The organism is Streptomyces sp. YS415 (assembly GCF_023544665.1).
Taxonomy (GTDB): domain Bacteria; phylum Actinomycetota; class Actinomycetes; order Streptomycetales; family Streptomycetaceae; genus Streptomyces.
The window spans coordinates 127,593-148,706 of sequence record NZ_JAMJFL010000011.1 but is presented as its reverse complement, the minus strand read 5'-3'; the positions used below and the strand labels follow the sequence as shown (position 1 = coordinate 148,706).

Below are 21,114 nucleotides of genomic sequence, written 5' to 3'. Positions count from 1 at the left end.
CAGCCCGCTCACCCCTCCTCGGTCACCTGGAGCAGCTGCTCCGCCTCCGCCCGCCGCTCCCCGGCCGCCCCGTCCTCCGCGGGCACGCCCTCGTAGGCCGCCAGCACCGCACGCGCGCGTGCCGCCGCCTCGGCGGGACGGGCCAGGTCCGCCTCCAGCCAGCCCGCGGCCAGCTCGGCGCCGGTCCGCGCGTGCCGGCCGGCGTCCCCGAGCGTGGCGAACACCGTGATGGCCTCCGTCATCCGGGTCAGCGCCCCCTCCAGGGCGGCCCGGATCGAGTCGTCCTCGTCGTCCTCGGCCGCGGACCGGGCGAGCAGGTCGCCGAACTGGCGGTGCGTGTGGCCGAGCTCGGCGGTGAGCCGGGCGTACGCCTCCTCGTCGGGCGTCGCGTCCAGCGCTTCGGCGCACTCCTGGACCGCGGCCGCCATCAGCTCCCGTGCCGTGCCCACCCCGTCCGCGCCGTCCCGGGCCCGCAGCGCGAGCCACGCGCGGGCGCGCAGGGAGCGGACGAGGCCGTGGACGTTGCCGAGCTCCCGCCACAGGTTGCCCGCGCGCGTGTAGGCGCGGTCCGCCTCCTCGTGCAGCTCCGCCTGGCCGAGCGACTCGGCGGCGAGGTGGGCGAGCGTGGCGTGGTCGTGCTGCTCGGGCCAGTGCCGTGCGATCTCGGCGGCCTGCAGACGCCGTTCGGCCGCCTCCCGGTGCTCCCCGAGCTCGCTCAGACAGTCACCGAGCCACCACTGCGTCTGCACCAGAGCGCCGTCGCCGTGCGTCTGAGGGGTCAGGTCGGGCAGCGCCGACTCCAGCACCTCGGCGGCCTCCGCCCAGCGCCCCTGGCGCAGCAGGAACCCGCCGAGCTGATGCCGCGCCCAGGCGCCGAGCGTGCGGCCCTCGCCCGCCTCGTCGGCCCAGTGCGCCGCCTCCAGGGCGTGCTCGGCGGCCTCCTCCGACAGACCCCGGCCGCCCAGGACCTCGGCGAGCTGCAGATGCAGCTGGGCCCGGCCCGGCGCCTCCAGGTGCGGTCCGCCGTGCTCCAGGGCCGCCCGCAGCGCCCGCTCGGCCTCCGCCGTGTCGCCGAGGTGGTGCGCGAGTCCGGCGAGCCGGGCCTCGTACTCCACCGCGAACCACGGTAGACCCGCCTCGACGAACGCCGCCGCGGCCCGCGAGAACAGCCCCGCCGCCGCCTCCACGTCCCCGGCGAGCTGCGCCAGTTCGGCGAGCATCGCCTGCGCCTCGGCGGCCCGCGAGGCGAGCCGTACGTCGTCCCCGGTGCGCCCGTCCACCAGCGCCAGTAGTTCACGCGCGGCGCCCTCGGCGGTGGCCGTGATCACCGGGTCCACCGGCTCGTCGGCCTCGTGCACCTGCCGCATCAGCACCCGCGCGCGTCCCATCAGCACCGACGCCGTCTGCCGCAGTCCCGTGCCGTCCTCGGCGTACAGCGCGAGGACCCGGTCGTAGGGCTCCGCCACCGCGGTCAGCGCCTCGGCAAGATGGCCGGTGAGGGCGCGTACGTACGCCGCACGCGTGCGTGCCGCCAGCGATTCGCCCTCGTCGCCCGCCTCGGCGTACAGCTCCGCGGCCCGCTCGAACAGCTCGACGCCGTCGGGGCCGAGCTCCATCGCCCGGTGGTCGACGATCTCCGCGAGGTCGCGCACGTCCACCTCGACGCCCTCGGCGGCCCGCGCCACCGCCGCCCACGCCTCGACGGCGCGCGGCTGCAAGGTGTCCGACAGCCGCCGGGCCTCGGCCAGCAGGGTCGGCAGGTCCGCCTCCACGGGCTCATCCTGCGCCGGAACCTCCGGCACCGGAACAGCGGCGGACGCCACGGTGGAACGCGCCGAGCGCACCCCGAGCGGCAGCCGCTCCGCCAGCGGCTCCTGCGCCATCCGCGCGCGTGCCAGCTCGCTGACATGACCGGTGCCGTTGCGCCGGTCGAACCGTCCGGCCAGTTCCAGCGCTTCCGCACGCGCGTGTGCGGCCAGTTCGTGTGCCGTCCACACCCGGCCCGCGGGTCCGGGCACCCGCTGCCCGCCGAGCCCCAGCCCGGTCAGCCGCTCCATGAGCAGCGTCACCACGGTCAGGAACTCCAGTCTGCTGCGCGGCTGCCCGGTGTCGGTGAAGTAGGCGGGCCGCTCGGCGAGCAGTTCGAGGCCGCGTGCCTCGTTGCCGGTCAGCGCGCAGAACTCGACGTGGTCCGCGTAGGCGCCGCGCATGCTCTCCATCGGCCGCACCAGACGGAAGCCGCGCAGGTGGTGGGCGCGGGCCTCGTCGACGCGGCCCAGCCGCAGCAGGGACGCGAGCGAGGAGGCGAGCGCGGTGTGCGGCTCGTGGGCACAGGAGTACTCGCCCTCCAGGACCGGGGCCCACAGCTCCAGCGCCCGCTCGTCCCGGCCCCGCTCCGCCTGCCACCAGCCCTGCCCGTGCAGCTCACAGGCGTGGCAGTCCGCCATGCTGTCCCGGTCGGCGGCCAGCCAGGCGGCGTACGCCCGCTCGGCCCGCGCCAGGTCCCCGATGTGCGCGGCCACGCTGAACTCGGCGCTGCGCACGGCCCGTTCGGAGTGGCCGGCGAGCCGGTAGCGGTGCTCCATCTCGCCGAGCCACTTCTCTATGGAAGCGAGCGGGACATGCGGCTGGTCGAGCATGCCGGCCGTCATCCACTTGAAGACCCAGTGCAGGGAGTGGGTCTCGTACTCGTCGAAGTCCTCGGGCCGCTCGTCCCACATGCGCAGCAGCCGCGCGAACGGGACGAACATCTTGTCCTTCTCGGAGCTGTAGTTGTAGACCTTCAGCTGGTGCCCGAGCGCCTCGATCACGGCGAGCGGGACGTTCAGCTTCTCGGCCTCGGCGAGCAGCTGCTCCGCGCGCGCGTTGCGGGCCGGCCCCTCCGGCTCCTCGGAGTTCTCCGCCATCGCCCGGCGCAGTGCGTCCAGGTCCGTGATCCCGGTCATCAGCGACCCTCCTCGCCGTTGGTGGCCCACTCCAGCAGGCCCATGAAGGCCCGGTTCAGCAGCGCCGAGTCCGCGGGCCTGAGCGGCCGCTGCGCCATCAGCAGGGCCTGTCCGTACAGCGACTCGGTGGCGGTGCCGATCAGCTCCGCGTCGCCGAGCGAACTGATGCGCCGGATCAGCGGGTTGAGGTGGTTGAGCACCACACGCGCGCGGGGCGCGCTGCCGCGCAGCGAGCCGAGGATGCCCGCCCACAGGTCGTCGGCCTGCTCCTCGGCCTCGGCCCGCGCCTGCTCGTGCCGGGAGGCCCGGTCGTCCAGGTGCAGCGCGGGCACGGACAGCGGATGGAAGGCCCGCAGCACCACGTCGCAGCCCAGGGGGTCGAGCCTGGCCCGCGCGGCCGCCAGGAAGCCGGCCAGCGCCAGTTCCTCGGCCGGGTCGACCGCGTCCAGATGGGCGGTCACGGTGTCCGCGTCCAGCTCGGCGACCACCGTCCCCGGCCGCACCGAGGGCAGCGCCTCGACGAGCTCGCTGTCGTAGGTGTAACCGCCGTTGATCACCCCGACGCCCTGCGCCGAGGCGATCGGCGCGACCTGCCGGTACTCCTCGACGGTCCGCGTGAAGTGCACCACCGGGTGCCGCTGCGCGAACTCCTCCAGGGACAGCCGCCCGTCGGTGGTCTCGAAGGGCAGCCACGGCAGCATCGTGCGCAGCATCTCCTTGTCGTGCCGCGCCAGGGACTTCACCCCGAGGTGGTGCACCGACAGGAAGGCCGCCAGCCGTTGCGGATCGCCCGCCGCGAGCCCGGTCAGCCACGACCGGATCCGCTCCCCGAGCGCCTCCCGTACGGCCGCCAGCGTCTCGTCCTCGTACAGCGACTCGCGCGACGCCGTGGGCCGCAGGCTGTCGGTGTCCAGGACGCAGCGCACGAAGAACGCCCAGTCGGGCAGCAGCTGTTCGGCCCGCTCGGTCAGCAGCATGCCCTTGAGGTGGACGCGATGACCGGCGCGCTGGGCCGGGCTGACCGCCGCCGGCAGCACGTACGCCACCCCGCGGATGCCCGCCAGCGGAACGTTCAGCTCGATCGAGTCCAGCGGAGTGAACCCGAACAGCTCGTGACAGTGCCGGGCCAGCGCCACCCGCCGGTTCGCGGGGGAGGGGTAGGCCCGGTCCCAGGGCGCCGGCAGGTCGGTGACCTCCTCCTCGCCCACCCGTACGTCGTACGGCAGCAGCGAGCCGAAGTCGCGGGCCAGCGCGAGCACCCGTTCCTCCGCCAGCCACTCCGCGGCACCGGCGCGCGCCACCAGGTGCACGGTCGTGCCCGGTTCGGGCCGCTCGGCGTCCGGCAGCGTCCGCACGGTGTACGAGCCGTCGTCCGCCGCCGTCCACTCCACCGGTGGCGCCTCCGGCGTACGGGCGCTGCGACTGACCACCCGGATCCGCTCGGCGACCACGAAACAGGCCAGCAGCCCGATGCCGAACTGGCCCAGGAAGTCGGAGCGGGCGGCCTGCAGCCCGTCCGCCCGCTTGGAGCTGCGGCCGATCGTCGCCAGCAGGCTGTGCACGTCGGACTCGGTCAGCCCGATTCCGGAGTCCTCCACCCGCAGCCCGCCGCCGGCGTCGACGGACAGCCGCACCCGCGCCGGGGCGTCGGGCTGCTCGGCGCGCCGGGCGGTGATGGCGTCCACGGCGTTCTGCAGCAGCTCGCGCAGGTAGACCTTGGGACTGGAGTACAGGTGATGGGAGAGCAGGTCCACCAGGCCGCGCAGGTCGACCTGGAAGGTATGAGGGGACGGGGATGCCTGGGATGACTGAGAGGTCTGGGAGTCCATCGTCGCTGCGCCGGTGGGGGGAAGGCTCGGCGCGGGGTCGGGCGGTCCGTGTGAGGCGATGACCGCGAAGGATGGCCGGAGGCGCGTCATCCTAAGGCCCGGACTCCCCGTCTGACCAGGGGTTTCCTCAGACGTATCCGGGCCGTTCGGAGGGAGGTATGCGGCAATGTCAGTGCCGTGGTGTGCAATGGATCTCGTGCCCGCACTGCAAGAACCACTCCAGCAGCCACTGAAGTCGGTGCTCGGCCCCGCCACCGCGAAGGTGATGGCCGAGCACCTCGGCCTGCACACCGTCGGCGACCTCCTGCACCACTACCCGCGCAGATACGAGGAGCGCGGCCAGCTCACCCACCTCGCCGACCTGCCCATGGACGAGCACGTCACGGTGGTCGCCCAGGTCGCCGACGCCCGGCTGCACAGCTTCGCCTCCGCCAAGGCCCCGCGCGGCAAGGGCCAGCGCCTGGAGGTGACCATCACCGACGGCAGCGGCCGGCTCCAACTCGTCTTCTTCGGCCACGGCGTCCACAAGCCCCACAAGGAACTCCTGCCGGGCACGCGCGCGATGTTCTCGGGCAAGGTCTCCGTCTTCAACCGCCGCCTCCAGCTCGCCCACCCGGCCTACGAACTGCTGCGCGGCGACGGCGAGGAGACGGTCGAGACGTGGGCCGGCGCCCTGATCCCGATCTACCCCGCCACCGCCAAACTGGAGTCCTGGAAGATCGGCAAGGCGCTCCAGACAGTGCTGCCGAGCGCCCAGGACGCCGTCGACCCCCTCCCGGCGAGCCTCCGCGAGGGCCGCGGCCTGGTCCCGCTCCCCGAGGCGCTCCTGAAGATCCACCGCCCGCAGACCAAGGCCGACGTCGAGGACGCCCGCTCCCGCCTCAAATGGGACGAGGCGTTCGTCCTCCAGGTCGCCCTGGCCCGCCGCCGGCACGCCGACGCCCAACTCCCCGCGGTGGCCCGCACACCCAAGCCGGACGGTCTCCTCACGGCCTTCGACGACCGCCTGCCCTTCACCCTCACCGAGGGCCAGCAGCGCGTCTCCAAGGAGATCTTCGACGACCTGGCCACCGAGCACCCGATGCACCGCCTGCTCCAGGGAGAGGTCGGCTCGGGGAAGGCTCAGCCCCTCACATCGCTCGTGCTCACACCCGCCGGCTATCGCCGTATGGGGGACTTGAGTGTGGGAGACGAGATCGTCGTGCCCGACGGTGAGATCGCTTTGATCGACGGCGTCTTTCCGCAAGGAGAGCGCGACGTGTGGCGACTGGTCCTGTCGGACGGCACTTCGGTCGAGTGCGACGAAGAGCACCTCTGGATCGTCGGCACGAGTTGCGGCTGGCACCGGGGACAGCCACCCAAGGTCATGACGACCGGGGAGATCCGCCGGGACACGTTTGAACCCAACGGATCCTCGAAGTGGTACCTGCCGGCTGCCGCCCCCGTCGACCTCGGCGGTGACTCCGGGCCGCCCCTCGATCCCTACCTGTTCGGCGTTCTCCTGGGCGACGGCTCGTTCCGGCACAACGTGCGTCTGTCCACCATCGACGACGAGATCAGTGACGCTGTGGCGACAGCCGTGGCACCCGAATGTCGGCTGGTGCCGGTGAGGGGATCGCGGTGCGACTTCACGATTCAGCTGACGCATCGCCTCGGCGGCGCCCGCAATCCAGTCATCCAGACCTTGCGTGAACTGAACCTCTGGGGCGTGACGTCCCACGGCAAGTTCATCCCCGACGAGTTCAAGAACACTTCGATCAAGAACCGCCTTGCTCTGCTCCAGGGACTCCTGGACACCGACGGCACCATCGACGCGAATGGCATGAGCATTTCGCTGTGCTCCGCCTCGCGCAGGCTCGCGGACGATGTCGCCTGGCTCGTGCGCTCGCTCGGTGGTCGAGCCCGAGTTCTGCCCAAGAAGGCTGCCTTCAACGTCTCGGTTGCCCTGCCTGACGAAGTCGCCCCCTTCAGGCTCAGCCGCAAAGCGGCACGCGTCCGCCCGCGACCGAAATACAACACGTTCCGGCGGGGAATCCGGGCGGTCGAGTACGTGGGGCGAAAGCCGGTTCAGTGCATCAGCGTCGCCCATCCGAGCCACGCCTACGTCACCGACAACTTCACGGTCACCCACAACACGATGGTGGCCCTGCGCGCCATGCTGGCCACCGTCGACGCCGGCGGCCAGGCCGCCATGCTCGCCCCCACCGAAGTGCTCGCCCAGCAACACCACCGCTCCGTGGTCGAGATGATGGGCGACCTCGCACAGGGCGGCATGCTCGGCGGCTCGGAGCACGCCACCAAGGTGGTCCTGCTCACCGGCTCCATGGGGGCCGCGGGCCGCCGCCAGGCGCTGCTCGACCTCGTCACCGGCGAGGCCGGCATCGTCATCGGCACCCATGCGCTGATCGAGGACAAGGTGCAGTTCCACGACCTCGGCCTGGTCGTGGTCGACGAACAGCACCGCTTCGGCGTCGAGCAGCGGGACGCGTTGCGCGGCAAGGGCAAGCAGCCTCCGCACCTCCTCGTCATGACCGCCACGCCCATCCCGCGCACGGTCGCGATGACCGTCTTCGGTGACCTGGAGACCTCGGTCCTCGACCAGCTCCCGGCCGGCCGCTCCCCGATCGCCAGCCATGTCGTCCCGGCCGCCGACAAGCCCCACTTCCTCTCGCGCGCGTGGGAGCGCGTGCGCGAGGAGGTCGAGAACGGCCATCAGGCCTACGTCGTCTGCCCCCGCATCGGCGACGAGGAAGCCGACCCCAAGAAGAAGGCGGCCGAGGAGACGGCGGACAAGCGCCCGCCGCTCGCCGTCCTCGACGTCGCCGACCAGCTCGCCAAGGGCCCCCTCGGAGGGCTCGGGGTGGAGGTCCTGCACGGCCGGATGCACCCCGACGACAAGGACGCGGTCATGCGCCGCTTCGCCGCGGGCGAGACCGACGTCCTGGTCGCCACCACCGTCATCGAGGTCGGCGTCAACGTTCCCAACGCCACCGCCATGGTGATCATGGACGCCGACCGCTTCGGCGTCTCCCAGCTCCACCAGTTGCGCGGCCGGGTCGGCCGGGGCTCGGCGCCCGGCCTCTGCCTCCTGGTCACCGACATGCCCGAGGCGAGCGCCGCCCGCCAGCGGCTGAACGCCGTCGCTGCCACCCTCGACGGCTTCGAGCTCTCCCGCATCGACCTCGAACAGCGCCGCGAGGGCGACGTCCTGGGCCAGGCCCAGTCCGGCGCCCGCACCAGCCTGCGGATGCTGACGGTCATCGAGGACGAGGAGATCATCGCCGAGGCGAGACAGGAGGCGACGGCGGTCGTGGAGGCGGACCCGGAACTCCAGACCCTCCCCGGCCTGCGCACGGCCCTGCAGGCGCTCCTGGACGAGGAGAGGGAGCAGTACCTCGAAAAGGGGTGAGGGAGACGCCCTAAGGGGCGCGGGGAACTGCGCGACCAGCCACACTGAACCTGAAGCCGCCATCAAATGAAGGACCAAAGATGACCCGCGTGATCGCCGGCGCAGCCGGCGGCCGTCGCCTCGCCGTGCCGCCAGGCAATGGCACCCGCCCCACCTCCGACCGCGCACGCGAGGGCCTCTTCTCCACCTGGCAGTCCCTCCTGGGCGGCCCCCTGGCCGGAGAACGGGTCCTCGACCTGTACGCCGGCTCGGGCGCGGTGGGCCTGGAGGCCCTCTCCCGGGGCGCGGGCCACACCCTCCTGGTCGAGGCGGACGCCCGAGCCGCGAGGATCATCCGCGAGAACGTCAGGAACCTGGGCCTGCCCGGCGCCGAGGTCAGGGCCGGCAAGGCGGAACAGGTCATCCGGGGGGCATCCCCGGAAGCGCCGTACGACCTGGTCTTCCTCGACCCGCCCTACCGAGTCACAGATCACGATCTTCGCGAGATTCTCCTCACACTCCGCTCAGAAGGCTGGCTCGCGCCGGAGGCGCTCGTCACCGTGGAGCGCAGCACCAGAGGCGGCGAATTCCACTGGCCGGACGGCTTCGAAGCGCTCCGGTCCCGTCGCTACGGCGAGGGAACGTTTTGGTACGGTCGCGCCGCCTCTACGTGCGAAAACGCACGATGACCGGACCGGAGAGCGAGGGATCACTAGTGCGCCGCGCCGTCTGTCCCGGGTCGTTCGACCCGATCACCAACGGACATCTCGACATCATTTCCCGCGCCTCCAGGCTGTACGACGAGGTCTACGTCGCGGTCATGATCAACAAGGCCAAGAAGGGCCTGTTCGAGGTCGACGAACGACTCGACCTCATCCGCCGGGTCACGGCCGAGTACGGGAACGTACGGGTCGAGGCCTTCCACGGCCTCCTCGTCGACTTCTGCAAGCAGCGCGACATCCCGGCCATCGTCAAGGGCCTGCGCGCGGTCAGCGACTTCGACTACGAGCTGCAGATGGCCCAGATGAACAACGGCCTCTCGGGCGTCGAGACCCTGTTCGTGCCGACCAACCCCACCTACAGCTTCCTGTCCTCCTCGCTGGTCAAGGAGGTCGCGACCTGGGGCGGCGACGTCTCCCACCTGGTCCCGCCCATCGTGCTGGAAGCCCTGAACGAGCGGCTGCTCAAGGACTGATGGGGCTACAGTCGTCCCGTCCGTCTCCAACACAGCTGTAGAGAGTGGCGAGCACACGGTGGACGTGCAGAAGAAGCTCGACGAGATCGTCGCGGCGGTCTCCAGTGCCCGGTCGATGCCGATGTCGGCCTCGTGCGTGGTCAACCGCGCCGAGCTGCTCTCGCTGCTCGAAGAGGTCCGCCAGGCCCTGCCCGGTTCGCTCGCCCAGGCCCGGGAGGTCATCGGGGACCGCGAGCAGATGGTCGAGCAGGCCCGCCAGGAGGCCGAGCGGATCATCGGGCAGGCGCACGCCGAGCGCGGCTCCCTCATCTCCGACACCGAGATCGCCCGCCGCTCCCAGGCCGAGGCCGACCGCATCCTCGCCGAGGCCCGCCGGGAGGCCGACGAGATCCGCGCGGAGGCCGACGACTACGTCGACTCCAAGCTCGCCAACTTCGAGGTCGTCCTCACCAAGACCCTCGGCTCCGTCGGCCGCGGCCGCGAGAAGCTCCTCGGCACCGGACCCGGCCTCGACGAGCAGGGCTACGAGGACGAGGACGCCCCCGAGCGCAGCCACGACCCCGAGACCCTGCGCCGCACGGCCGACGAGTACGTCGACGTCAAGCTCGGCGCCTTCGAGGCCGTCCTCGCCAAGACCCTGGAGGCCGTCGGCCGCGGCCGCCAGACGCTGCACGGCCGGATCGCCAGCGACGACCTCGGCGCCCTCGCCGACGACACCAGCACCGTCCAGCACTCCAGCGACGCCGACTACCTCGCCGACCTCGCGGCCCTGGCCGAGCAGGATGCCTCCGCCGCCCAGCAGCAGCCGCAGCAGCCGGCCTACGCCCCGCAGCAGCCCGCGTACGACACCTACGGCGGCTACCAGCAGCCGGCGTACGCCCAGCAGGACCCGTACGGCTACCAGCAGGCCGATCCCTACGCCTACCAGGGCTACGACGCCCAGCAGCAGGCGTACGACCCGCAACAGGTCCCCCAGCAGGCCCAGCAGCCCCAGCAGGCGCAGCAGGGTTACGCCCTGGACGAGACCAGCCTCTTCGACACCGGCATGATCAGCGCGGAGCAGTTGCGCGCCTACGAGCAGGGCCGCGGCCAGGGCTGAGCCCACCGGATTGGGCCGTTGGCGAAAGGTCCAGTATCCTGGCTCTTCGGTCGCGTCTACGTCCGCGATCAGCGCTGCCCGGCGACACCGCGGGCAGCGTGGCCTGAGCTCAAAGATCGAAAGCAGGAATGGCTCTGAACGCCCGCCTCGACCACCGCAACCCTCTCGTGTTCGACACACACGAGCTGGGGCGGCGTCCTGGCGCGCTCCAGCGCCTGACCCGCACGATCGACGCCCCCAAGGACCTCGGTCTGAAGGATGTCATCGGAGTGCCGGAAGGCGCCCCGGTGAAGCTCGAACTCCGTCTGGAGTCGGTCATGGAAGGGGTGCTCGTCACAGGCACCGCCCATGCACTGGCCGAGGGGGAGTGCGTAAGGTGTCTGGAGCCGCTTCAGCTCGATCTCGAAGCGGACTTCCAGGAGATGTTCTCGTACCCTGACGCCGACGACCGGGGCCGCGCACACCACGCGGAACCCGTCGACGACGCCGAGGAAGACGAGGACAGGCTCTTTCTCGAGGACGGCCTGTTCGACCTCGAACCCGTGCTGCGCGATGCGGTGGTGCTCGCACTGCCGATGCAGCCGGTGTGCCAGGAAGACTGCCCGGGACTGTGCGCCGAGTGCGGCGCACGCCTCGCGGACGACCCGGACCACCACCATGACGCCGTCGACATCCGTTGGGCGGCACTGCAGGGACTCGCCGGTTCACTCGAAGACGGCGAGAAGGACGAGATGAGCGGCGCCGAACCGGGCGTCGACGAGAAGCAGGAGAAGTAGCCGTGGCTGTTCCGAAGCGGAAGATGTCGCGCAGCAACACGCGCCACCGCCGGTCGCAGTGGAAGGCTGCGGTCCCCACCCTGGTTGCGTGCGAGCGCTGCCACGAGCCCAAGCAGCAGCACATCGCGTGCCCGGCTTGCGGCACCTACAACAAGCGCCAGGTCCTCGAGGTCTGAGCGGCTGGTGAGAGGCACAGTGTCCACGCCGAAGAAAACCTCTGCGGAGACCACGGCCTCGTCCCACACGCTGTTGGAAGGGCGGCTCGGGTACCAACTCGAGTCCGCCCTTCTGGTGCGTGCGCTCACCCACCGTTCCTACGCGTACGAGAACGGCGGTCTGCCGACGAACGAGCGGCTGGAGTTCCTCGGGGACTCCGTGCTCGGCCTCGTCGTCACCGACACGCTGTACCGCACCCACCCCGACCTGCCCGAAGGCCAGCTGGCCAAGTTGCGGGCCGCGGTGGTCAACTCGCGTGCGCTGGCGGAGGTGGGCCGTGGGCTCGACCTGGGTTCCTTCATCCGGCTCGGCCGCGGTGAAGAGGGCACGGGTGGCCGGGACAAGGCATCCATCCTCGCCGACACCCTGGAAGCGGTGATCGGCGCGGTCTATCTCGACCAGGGTCTGGACTCTGCGGCGGAGCTCGTGCACCGCCTGTTCGACCCCCTGATCGAGAAGTCCTCGAACCTCGGTGCCGGCCTGGACTGGAAGACCAGTCTCCAGGAGCTCACCGCGACCGAAGGGCTCGGCGTGCCCGAGTACCTGGTCACGGAGACCGGCCCCGACCATGAGAAGACCTTCACTGCTGCCGCCCGCGTCGGAGGCGTCTCGTACGGCACCGGCACCGGCCGCAGCAAGAAGGAGGCGGAGCAGCAGGCCGCCGAGTCCGCCTGGCGGTCCATCCGGGCCGCGGCGGACGAGCGCGCCAAGAACGCCGCCAAGAACGCCGCCGAGGCCGCGCATGCCGTGGCCGCGGAGGCCGACGAGGCGTCCGCCTCCGCCTGAGAAGAACAGCGCGACCCGAGCGCCCGCACCCGTCCCGGGGCGGGCGCTCGGCTCGTACACCGGCCCGTACGGGGGATCCCATGCCCGAGTTGCCCGAGGTCGAGGTCGTCCGGCGCGGCCTGGAGCGGTGGGTCGCCCATCGGACCGTCGCCGACGCCGAGGTGCTGCACCCGCGCGCGGTGCGCCGGCACATCGCGGGCGCCGACGACTTCGCCCACCGGCTGAAGGGCCACCGCATCGGCGTCCCGAGCCGCCGCGGCAAGTACCTGTGGCTGCCGCTGGAGGACACCACCCAGTCGGTCCTGGCCCACCTCGGCATGAGCGGCCAGCTCCTGGTCCAGCCGCACCAGGCACCGGCAGAGAAGCATCTGCGCATCCGGGTGCGGTTCGCCGACGAACTCGGCACCGAACTCCGCTTCGTCGACCAACGCACCTTCGGCGGACTGTCGTTGCACGAGAACACCCCCGACGGACTGCCCGACGTCATCGCGCACATCGCCCGCGATCCGCTCGATCCGCTCTTCGACGACGAGGCGTTCCACCAGGCGCTGCGCCGCAAGCGCACCACCATCAAACGGGCCCTGCTCGACCAGTCGTTGATCAGCGGAGTCGGCAACATCTACGCGGACGAGGCCCTTTGGCGCTCCCGCCTGCACTACGACCGCCCCACGGCCACCTTCACCCGGCCGCGCAGCCTCCAACTCCTCGGCCACGTACGGGACGTGATGAACGCGGCCCTCGCCGTGGGCGGCACCAGCTTCGACTCCCTGTACGTCAACGTGAACGGCGAGTCGGGCTACTTCGACCGGTCGCTGGACGCGTACGGGCGCGAGGGCCTCCCGTGCCGCCGATGCGGTACGCCGATGCGCCGGCGCCCGTGGATGAACCGGTCCAGCTACTTCTGCCCCACGTGTCAGCGGGCGCCGCGGGTCTCGTCGTAGCGCTCGCGTGCGTCGAGCACGTCGTCCATCCGGCCTTCCAGGAAATGGATGAGGGTGAGCAGTCGCTCGGCGACGCCGCGTCCCAGCGGAGTGAGTTCGTAGTCCACGCGGGGCGGGTTCGTCGGCTGTGCCTCGCGGTGCACCAGGCCGTCGCGCTCCAGCGCGTGCAGGGTCTGGGACAGCATCTTCTCGCTCACCCCGTCCACGCGCCGCCGCAGCTCGTTGAAGCGCAGCGACCCCTCGTACAGCGCTCCGAGGGTGAGCGCGCCCCAGCGGCCGGTGACGTGCTCCAGCGTCCCGCGGGAGGGGCATGCCTTCGCGAACACGTTGTAGGGCAGCTCGGTGGTGTCCATATCCGTAGCGTACGTGAGCGCAGCGCTAACTGGCAGGTTGCACTAACCAAAAGTTAGTGCTTTCATTTTCGCATCGTCCGCGACCTGCCATCCCGGGAGTTCCCTCGTGACCACCCCCGTTGTCTCCATCGCCTACCACTCCGGCTACGGCCACACCGCCGTCCTCGCCGAGGCCGTCCGCTCCGGTGCCGCCGACGCCGGTGCCGAGGTGCACCTGATCAACGTCGCCGAGATCACCGACGAGCAGTGGACGGTCCTCGACGGCTCGGACGCCATCGTCTTCGGCTCCCCGACCTACATGGGCACCGCCTCCGGCCCCTTCCACGTCTTCGCCGAGGCCACCTCCAAGCGCTGGTTCGGCCAGGAGTGGAAGGACAAGCTGGCCGCCGGTTTCACCAACTCCGGCTCCAAGAGCGGCGACAAGCTGCACACGCTGCAGTTCTTCCAGATCCTCGCGGCGCAGCACGGCATGCACTGGATCAACCTCGGTCTGCACCCGGGCTGGAACAGCAGCGACGGCTCCGAGCACGACCTGAACCGGCTCGGCGTCTTCGCGGGCGCGGCGGCGCAGACCAACGTCGACGAGGGTCCCGACGGCGTCCACAAGGCCGACGCGGCAACCGCCGAGCACCTCGGGCGCCGGGTCGCCGAGGCCGCACGGGCGTTCGCGCGCGGCCGGGCCGACGCGACCGCGGCCGCGTAACGGCCACACGCGCGAGGGCTCCCACCCGGTCACCGGATGGGAGCCCTCGCGCCTGCGTGTCACCCCCGCACGGCCCAGAGACGGCCCGAGCGGGGGTGCACTCGGCCGTCCACGATCGGCACATCCCCAGACTGGTTTTGCCGCCTGCTGCAAGGGCACACGGCCAGTGAGACTCCGCGGAGGTACTGAGATGAGTGCCGGAGAACGGGCCAAGGCGAAGGCCGAACAGGTGGTCGGAAAGACTGTGCGGAAGGCGGCGCACGCTATGCACAAAGGAACCCTCGAAGCAAAGGGCGCCGCTCTCGAAGCACGGGGCATGATGCGCGGCGCGAAAGAACGGTCCAAAGGCTCCCTCAAGCACTGACAGGTCGCTGCTGTACCGCACGGAGGGCCTGACCTCGGTGGTCAGGCCCTCGGCGTGTGTCCGGTCCGATTGCCTACAGGCGCGGTGGGGAGATCCTCGTCCTGGTCGGCTGGGCGGACGGCCATGGCGACAGCGCGTCGGCACACGGCGGATCGCGCCCTTCCTGCCGCGCTGGTCAGACAGCCCATCATGGCCATGCACGTTCGGCGTCGTAAACGCGCTTCTTGACCGCAGACTTGGCGTCCATTGCTTCAAGCAGCTCGCGAGCGTTTTGAGCGTGTGTGGCGTAGTCAGCCACGGGCCCCCTGTCAGCTCGGCTTCCGCGGGCACTTCATGACCAAGTCGCGCGCCTACTCCACCACCTTGTCCGAGCGCCGCCAGGTCCGCGCACGTTGAGCGAGTACCTGGGCCACCATGACCCGGGCTTCACGCTGCGTACGTACACACACCTGATGCCGTCGAGTGAGACCCGGACCTGGGCCGCCGTCGATCGCGTTGACCTGCGGTTATCTCAGTACCCGAAGTTCTGCGTCCACCAGGGTCCGCCGGGGGCGATGTGCACGCCGACGCCCAGCGTCTTGAAGTCGCAGTTCAGGATGTTGGCCTTGTGGCCGGGGCTGTTCATCCAGGCGTCCATCACCGCGGCCGCGTCGGCCTGGCCCCGGGCGATGTTCTCGCCGCCGAGGCCGGTGATGCCCGCCTTCTCGGCGCGGTCCCAGGGGCTCGCCCCGTCCGGGTCGGTGTGGTCGAAGAAGCCCCGCTTGTCCATGTCCTCGCTGAAGGCGGCGGCGAGGTCGGCGAGGGCGCTGTTGGCGGCGACGGCGTTGCAGCCGGCCTTCGCCCGCTCCTCGTTGACGAGCTTCAGCACCTCGGCCGCGGCGACGGCCTCCTCGGTGAGCGTCACCGGCGGGGTGGTCTTCTCCGGCGCCTTGGTCGCGGCCTTCGACGGTGTCGTCCTCGGCTTCTTGGACGGCGTCGCCTTCGGCTCCTTCGACGGCGTCTTCGTCGGCGCGGCCGAGGAGGGCGGGGTCGAGGGCGCTGCCGACGGTGAGGCGGGCCGCTCCTGGTCACGGCCGACCGGAGCACCCGCGTCGCGGCTCGGGCTCTCCACGCTGCCGGACGTGCCGCCCTGCTCGCTCGGGGAGCCGGTCGGGGAGTCGGCGGTCTGCACCTTGTCGCCGCTGCCCCCGCCGAGGGTGTAGGTGTCCCCGCCGGGCAGCACGCCCGTGGCGACCGCCACGGTGCCGATGGCCACGGCCGCGGAGACGCCGAGCAGACCGGTGCGTACCGGGGTGGCGGCCTTCTTCTTCTTGCGGCGGTGGCCGCTCGCCGGCCGGGCGCCGTCGTCGGGCAGGAAGCCGTCGCTCGCGAAGTCGCTCGCGAAGTCGCCCGTGAAGTCGCCCGTGAAGTCACTCGCGAAGGCGGCGGTGTCCGTCACGCGGGCGTAGTCCTCGGCGTAGCCGTCACCGCGACCGTCCTCGGCCGCGAAGAGGTACGCCTCGGTCTGCGCGTAGGCGCCGGCATAGGCGTCCTGGTGCAGGTAGGGCGCGATGCCCACCGGCTCACCCGGGTGCGAGGCCGGGTACGAGTTCAGCGGGTCACGGCTCCTCTGCGAGGAACCCTCTGTGCGATTGACCCCCGTGGCGCGGCCCGTGGCGGCGCGGCCGGCGGCGGAGCGTCGGTGGCGTCCCATGTTCTGGCCTTCCTCGTCCGTGCGGTCGACTCGTCCTCTGCGATCAACCAACTCACCCGATCGAGTGAGTTTCATATGAGATTCATTGGGTCGGGACGGTACCGCATGGCGAGGGGGGAGGAAGTGCCCAGTGAGACATTGGCCGGTTAGGTTGCAGCTATGAGCGAGGATGTACGGCTGGTTGCCTGGGTGCGCGGACGGGTCCAAGGTGTGGGTTTCCGCTGGTTCACCCGTGCCAAGGCACTCGAGATCGGCGGCCTGAGTGGTTTTGCTCTCAATCTGGACGACGGACGCGTCCAGGTGGTCGCAGAAGGCCCGCGCCCCGGCTGTCAAGGGCTCCTCGACTGGCTCCAGGGGGACGACACGCCCGGCCGCGTGGAGGGCGTCACCGAGATCTGGGACACACCTCGCGGGGGGTATGACGGCTTCGCCATCCGGTGATCAGCGGACGAGGACCCTTCCCCCGGAACCGCAGGACCGGGCCCCCGGAAGCCGCCCCGAGGGGAAAGGAGCAGGTAGTTGCCGAGAAACGCTTGCGCCGGTCCGCTCCGCGCGCCAGGATGATCGCCACGCCCTCCGGGCCCGCAGGAGTCGCAGCGCCGCCGTTTCGGCCGCGCGCCCCCGGGATGCCCGCCAATACGGGGCGTGATCGTGTTGACCGTCAAACTTTTTGGTGAGACGCTGAAAGCCCCGCGCACCTTAGCTGTTTGGCATGTAAGAACGGCAGCAAGAACTCAAGAGTGTCAAGCACCGCGGGTGCGAATCCCTCACGACCCACACCGCTTCGGTCGGTCACTCATTGTGGAGGACCATCCATCATGGCAAAGGCGCTTCTCGGTTACGTCGGCGGCTCCGACCCTCGACTCCTCGCCGAGATGCGACGGCTCCAGCAGCGCGTACAGGACCTGGAATCCGAGCTCGTACGGATCCAGGCGGAGAAGGACGCGTTGGCGGCTGCCGCTTCTCACGACAGGATCATGGAGAGCATCGACGCACACCAGGCGGAGCCTGCGCTCACCTGATCACTGCACCGCTCCACAACGGCGAACGCAGTGGTCGGCAGGCCAGTATCCACCGCTGAGTTGTGTCAGAAATTGCAAGGGACGCTTCGGCGTCCCTTCTTTCTTGCCCCCGTGCATCCTTTCACCCTCTTCAACGTCTGGTGTGCCCTGCGCGTACAGGGGTGAAACCGCGGGTTCATGGAGTGAGACAGCCCTGGAAGGTAGAGTCCGGCGGCGTGCACCTCAAGGCCCTGACCCTCCGAGGCTTCAAGTCCTTCGCCTCGGCGACCACGCTCCGGTTCGAGCCCGGCATCACGTGCGTCGTCGGACCGAACGGCTCGGGCAAGTCCAATGTCGTGGACGCGCTCAGCTGGGTCATGGGCGAGCAGGGTGCCAAGTCGCTGCGCGGCGGCAAGATGGAGGACGTCATCTTCGCCGGCACCACCGGGCGCCCGCCGCTCGGCCGCGCCGAGGTGTCGCTGACCATCGACAACTCCGACGGGGCGCTGCCCATCGAGTACGCCGAGGTCACCATCACGCGGATCATGTTCCGCAACGGCGGCAGCGAGTACCAGATCAACGGCGACACCTGCCGGCTGCTCGACATCCAGGAGCTGCTCTCCGACTCCGGCATCGGCCGCGAGATGCATGTGATCGTCGGCCAGGGCCAGCTGGACTCGGTCCTGCACGCCGACCCCATGGGGCGCAGGGCCTTCATCGAAGAGGCCGCGGGCGTGCTGAAGCACCGCAAGCGCAAGGAGAAGGCGCTCAGGAAGCTCGACGCGATGAAGGCCAACCTCGCGCGGGTGCAGGACCTGACCGACGAACTGCGCCGCCAGCTCAAGCCCCTCGGCCGCCAGGCCGCCGTCGCCCGCAGAGCCGCCGTCATCCAGGCCGACCTCCGCGACGCCCGCCTCCGACTCCTCGCCGACGACCTCGTACGGCTGCGCGAGGCCCTCAACGCCGAGGTCGCCGACGAAGCCGCCCTGAAGGAACGCAAGGACGCCGCCGAACTGGAGCTGAAGAAGGCGCTCCAGCGCGAGGCGCTCCTGGAGGACGAGGTACGGCAGCTCACCCCGCGCCTGCAGCGCGCCCAGCAGACCTGGTACGAGCTCTCCCAGCTCGCCGAGCGGGTCCGCGGCACCGTCTCGCTCGCCGACGCGCGCGTGAAGAGCGCCACCTCCGCTCCCCTTGAGGAGCGGCGCGGCCGGGACCCCGAGGACATGGAGCGCGAGGCCGCCCGGATCCGTGAGCAGGAGGCCGAGCTGGAGGCGGCCCTGGAGGCGGCCGAGCGCGCCCTGGAGGACACCGTCGCGCACCGCGCCGACCTGGAGCGCGAGCTCGCCCTGGAGGAACGGCGCCTGAAGGACGTCGCCCGCGCCATCGCCGACCGGCGCGAGGGCCTGGCCCGGCTGAACGGCCAGGTCAACGCGGCCCGTTCGCGTGCCGCCTCGGCGCAGGCCGAGATCGACCGCCTCGCCGCAGCCCGCGACGAGGCGCAGGAGCGGGCGTTCGCCGCACAGGAGGAGTACGAGGCCCTGCAGGCCGAGGTCGACGGCCTCGACGCCGGCGACGCGGAACTGGCGGACCGGCACGACGCGGCGAAGGCGGCCCTGGCGGAGGCGGAGGCCACACTGACGGCGGCCCGGGAGGCGGCCACGGCGGCGGAACGCAGGCGCGCCGCCACCCGCGCCCGCCACGAGGCGCTGGCGCTGGGCCTGCGCCGCAAGGACGGCACGGGTGCGCTGCTGGAGGCGAAGGACCGGCTCACGGGACTGCTCGGCCCGGCCGCGGAGTTCCTCACGATCACCCCGGGCCACGAGGTGGCCCTGGCGGCGGCGCTCGGGGCGGCGGCGGACGCGCTGGCGGTGTCCTCACCGGCCGCGGCTGCCGACGCGATCCGGCTGCTGCGCAAGCAGGACGGGGGACGGGCGTCCCTGCTGGTGACGGGCGCGCCGGAGGCACCGGCCCGCGAGGAACCCGCGGGCGCCCGGCAGCCCCGGGCGGCGAACCTGGTCCGCGGCCCGTCCGAGCTGATGCCCGCCGTCCACCGCCTCCTGCGCGACATCGTCGTGGTCAGCACCCTCGAGGACGCCGAGGACCTGATCTACACCCACCCCCACCTCACCGCCGTGACCGCCGAAGGCGACCTCCTGGGCGCCCACTTCGCCCACGGCGGCTCCGCGGGCGCGCCCAGCCTCCTCGAAGTACAGGCGTCCGTGGACGAGGCGGCCGCCGAGCTGGCGGAGCTGGCCGTCCGCTGCGAGGAACTGACCGGGGCACAGCACGCGGCGAGCGCGCGGCGCACGGAGTGCGCGGCCCTCGTGGAGGAGCTGGGGGAGCGCCGCCGGGCCGCCGACCGGGAGAAGTCGGCCGTGGCCCAGCAGCTCGGCCGGCTCGCCGGGCAGGCGCGGGGTGCGGCGGGGGAGGCCGAGCGGTCCACGGCCGCCGCGGCGCGCGCGCAGGACGCGCTGGAGAAGGCCCTCGCCGAGGTCGAGGAACTCGCGGAACGGCTCGCCGTCGCCGAGGAGATGCCGGTCGAGGAAGAGCCGGACACCTCGGTACGGGACCGGCTCGCCGCCGACGGGGCCAACGCGCGCCAGACCGAGATGGAGGCCCGCCTCCAGGTCCGTACGCACGAGGAACGCGTCAAAGGGCTGGCCGGCCGGGCCGACTCCCTGGACCGGGCCGCCCGGGCGGAACGCGACGCACGCGCGCGTGCCGAGCAGCGGCGGGCGCGGCTCAGGCACGAGGCCGCCGTCGCCGGGGCCGTCGCCTCCGGTGCCCGGCAGCTGCTGGCGCATGTCGAGGTCTCCCTCGGCAGGGCCGAGCGGGAGCGGGCCGCGGCCGAGGCCGCCAAGGCCATGCGGGAGCAGGAACTGACCGCCGCCCGGACCACGGGCCGCGACCTCAAGGCGGAGCTCGACAAGCTGACCGACTCCGTGCACCGCGGTGAGGTGCTCGGCGCCGAGAAGCGGCTGCGGATCGAGCAGCTGGAGACCAAGGCGCTGGAAGAGCTCGGCGTGGAGCCCGCCGGGCTCGTCGAGGAGTACGGCCCCCATCAGCCCGTACCGCCCTCGCCGCCCGCCGAGGGCGAGGAGCTGCCGGAGGATCCCGACCACCCGCGCAACCGGCCGAGGCCCTTCGTGCGCGGGGAGCAGGAGAAGCGGCTGAAGGCGGCCGAGCGGGCGTACCAGCAGCTCGGCAAGGTCAATCCGCTCGCCCTGGAGGAGTTCGCCGCGCTGGAGGAGCGCCACCAGTTCCTCAGCGAGCAGCTGGAGGACCTGAAGAAGACCCGCGCCGATCTGCTCCAGGTCGTCAAGGAGGTCGACGAGCGGGTGGAGCAGGTCTTCACCGAGGCCTACCGGGACACCGCCCGGGAGTTCGAGGGCGTCTTCAGCCGGCTGTTCCCGGGCGGCGAGGGGCGGCTGATCCTGACCGACCCCGAGAACATGCTGACCACGGGCGTGGACGTCGAGGCGCGTCCGCCGGGCAAGAAGGTCAAGCGGCTGTCGCTGCTGTCGGGCGGCGAGCGCTCGCTGACCGCCGTGGCCCTGCTGGTGTCGATCTTCAAGGCCCGGCCCAGCCCGTTCTACGTCATGGACGAGGTCGAGGCCGCCCTCGACGACACCAACCTGCAGCGGCTGATCCGCATCATGCAGGAGCTCCAGGAAGCCTCGCAGCTCATTGTGATCACGCACCAGAAGCGGACGATGGAGGTCGCCGACGCGCTGTACGGCGTCTCCATGCAGGGCGACGGTGTGTCGAAGGTCATCAGCCAGCGGTTGCGCTGACTCCACTCACTTCGTTCAAGAGATGAACACA

Annotated in this window: 16 protein-coding genes and 2 pseudogenes; 14 read left to right on the top strand and 4 right to left on the bottom strand. The window is 71.4% G+C overall.

Going from position 1 to position 21,114, the window contains the following annotated elements; all coding sequences use genetic code 11:
• Positions 1-8: 8 nt before the first annotated feature.
• Positions 9-2,945: a tetratricopeptide repeat protein gene (locus tag M8H82_RS16560; protein ID WP_250074643.1), complete on the bottom strand. Its 2,937-nt coding sequence runs from the start codon at positions 2,943-2,945 to the stop codon at positions 9-11.
• Positions 2,945-4,774: an HSP90 family protein gene (locus M8H82_RS16555; RefSeq protein ID WP_250074642.1), complete on the bottom strand. Its 1,830-nt coding sequence runs from the start codon at positions 4,772-4,774 to the stop codon at positions 2,945-2,947. The genes M8H82_RS16560 and M8H82_RS16555 overlap by 1 nt, the downstream gene beginning before the upstream one ends.
• 187 nt (positions 4,775-4,961) lie before the next feature.
• On the opposite strand from M8H82_RS16555, the gene M8H82_RS16550 reads away from it, so the two are divergent.
• The 8 genes from M8H82_RS16550 to mutM all read left to right on the top strand — a co-directional run bounded on the left by M8H82_RS16550 (position 4,962) and on the right by mutM (position 13,175).
• The gene (locus tag M8H82_RS16550) at positions 4,962-8,183 is read left to right on the top strand and encodes a helicase-related protein (protein ID WP_250074640.1); all 3,222 of its coding nucleotides are present in this window, start codon (positions 4,962-4,964) and stop codon (positions 8,181-8,183) included.
• A gap of 80 nt (positions 8,184-8,263) precedes the next feature.
• A complete protein-coding gene (rsmD, locus tag M8H82_RS16545) occupies positions 8,264-8,851 on the top strand; it encodes a 16S rRNA (guanine(966)-N(2))-methyltransferase RsmD (RefSeq protein WP_250074637.1) in 588 nt (195 codons plus the stop codon).
• A 26-nt stretch (positions 8,852-8,877) separates the two neighbouring features.
• Complete coding sequence (gene coaD, locus M8H82_RS16540) at positions 8,878-9,357, top strand: pantetheine-phosphate adenylyltransferase (protein WP_250074635.1); 480 nt, start codon at positions 8,878-8,880, stop codon at positions 9,355-9,357.
• Positions 9,358-9,415: 58 nt separating this feature from the next.
• The gene (locus M8H82_RS16535; protein WP_250074631.1) at positions 9,416-10,456 is read left to right on the top strand and encodes an ATP synthase F0 subunit B; all 1,041 of its coding nucleotides are present in this window, start codon (positions 9,416-9,418) and stop codon (positions 10,454-10,456) included.
• 128 nt (positions 10,457-10,584) lie between these two features.
• On the top strand, positions 10,585-11,232 hold the full coding sequence (locus tag M8H82_RS16530) for a DUF177 domain-containing protein (protein ID WP_250074630.1): 648 nt from the start codon (positions 10,585-10,587) through the stop codon (positions 11,230-11,232).
• Between the two features lie 2 nt (positions 11,233-11,234).
• The gene (rpmF, locus tag M8H82_RS16525) at positions 11,235-11,408 is read left to right on the top strand and encodes a 50S ribosomal protein L32 (protein WP_028802425.1); all 174 of its coding nucleotides are present in this window, start codon (positions 11,235-11,237) and stop codon (positions 11,406-11,408) included.
• A 7-nt stretch (positions 11,409-11,415) separates the two neighbouring features.
• On the top strand, positions 11,416-12,234 hold the full coding sequence (gene rnc, locus M8H82_RS16520; protein WP_374211666.1) for a ribonuclease III: 819 nt from the start codon (positions 11,416-11,418) through the stop codon (positions 12,232-12,234).
• Between the two features lie 80 nt (positions 12,235-12,314).
• Complete coding sequence (mutM, locus tag M8H82_RS16515; protein WP_250074626.1) at positions 12,315-13,175, top strand: bifunctional DNA-formamidopyrimidine glycosylase/DNA-(apurinic or apyrimidinic site) lyase; 861 nt, start codon at positions 12,315-12,317, stop codon at positions 13,173-13,175.
• Here the strand turns inward: mutM and M8H82_RS16510 are convergent.
• Complete coding sequence (locus tag M8H82_RS16510; RefSeq protein ID WP_250074624.1) at positions 13,148-13,528, bottom strand: helix-turn-helix domain-containing protein; 381 nt, start codon at positions 13,526-13,528, stop codon at positions 13,148-13,150. The two genes, mutM and M8H82_RS16510, sit on opposite strands and share 28 nt — an antisense overlap.
• Positions 13,529-13,634: 106 nt before the next feature.
• Here M8H82_RS16510 and M8H82_RS16505 point away from each other — a divergent pair, with 106 nt between their 5' ends.
• The 3 genes and pseudogenes from M8H82_RS16505 to M8H82_RS16500 all read left to right on the top strand — a co-directional run.
• Positions 13,635-14,231, top strand: a complete 597-nt coding sequence (locus tag M8H82_RS16505; RefSeq protein WP_250074622.1) for a flavodoxin family protein — start codon at positions 13,635-13,637, stop codon at positions 14,229-14,231.
• Positions 14,232-14,907: 676 nt separating this feature from the next.
• Positions 14,908-14,985, top strand: a pseudogene (locus M8H82_RS36775) (replication initiator); the annotation flags it as partial.
• A pseudogene (locus M8H82_RS16500) lies at positions 14,985-15,092 on the top strand (integrase); the annotation flags it as partial. The pseudogenes M8H82_RS36775 and M8H82_RS16500, both read left to right, overlap by 1 nt.
• 14 nt (positions 15,093-15,106) lie before the next feature.
• Here the strand turns inward: M8H82_RS16500 and M8H82_RS16495 are convergent.
• Complete coding sequence (locus M8H82_RS16495; RefSeq protein WP_250074620.1) at positions 15,107-16,288, bottom strand: CAP domain-containing protein; 1,182 nt, start codon at positions 16,286-16,288, stop codon at positions 15,107-15,109.
• Between the two features lie 159 nt (positions 16,289-16,447).
• Between M8H82_RS16495 and M8H82_RS16490 the strand changes: the two genes are divergently transcribed.
• The 3 genes from M8H82_RS16490 to smc all read left to right on the top strand — a co-directional run bounded on the left by M8H82_RS16490 (position 16,448) and on the right by smc (position 21,083).
• The gene (locus tag M8H82_RS16490; protein WP_250074617.1) at positions 16,448-16,729 is read left to right on the top strand and encodes an acylphosphatase; all 282 of its coding nucleotides are present in this window, start codon (positions 16,448-16,450) and stop codon (positions 16,727-16,729) included.
• Between the two features lie 377 nt (positions 16,730-17,106).
• Positions 17,107-17,310 carry a hypothetical protein gene (locus M8H82_RS16485; protein ID WP_250074615.1) on the top strand — a complete coding sequence of 68 codons (204 nt, stop codon included), beginning with the start codon at positions 17,107-17,109 and terminating at the stop codon, positions 17,308-17,310.
• Positions 17,311-17,525: 215 nt separating this feature from the next.
• Complete coding sequence (gene smc / locus M8H82_RS16480) at positions 17,526-21,083, top strand: chromosome segregation protein SMC (protein WP_250074613.1); 3,558 nt, start codon at positions 17,526-17,528, stop codon at positions 21,081-21,083.
• Positions 21,084-21,114: the final 31 nt, after the last annotated feature.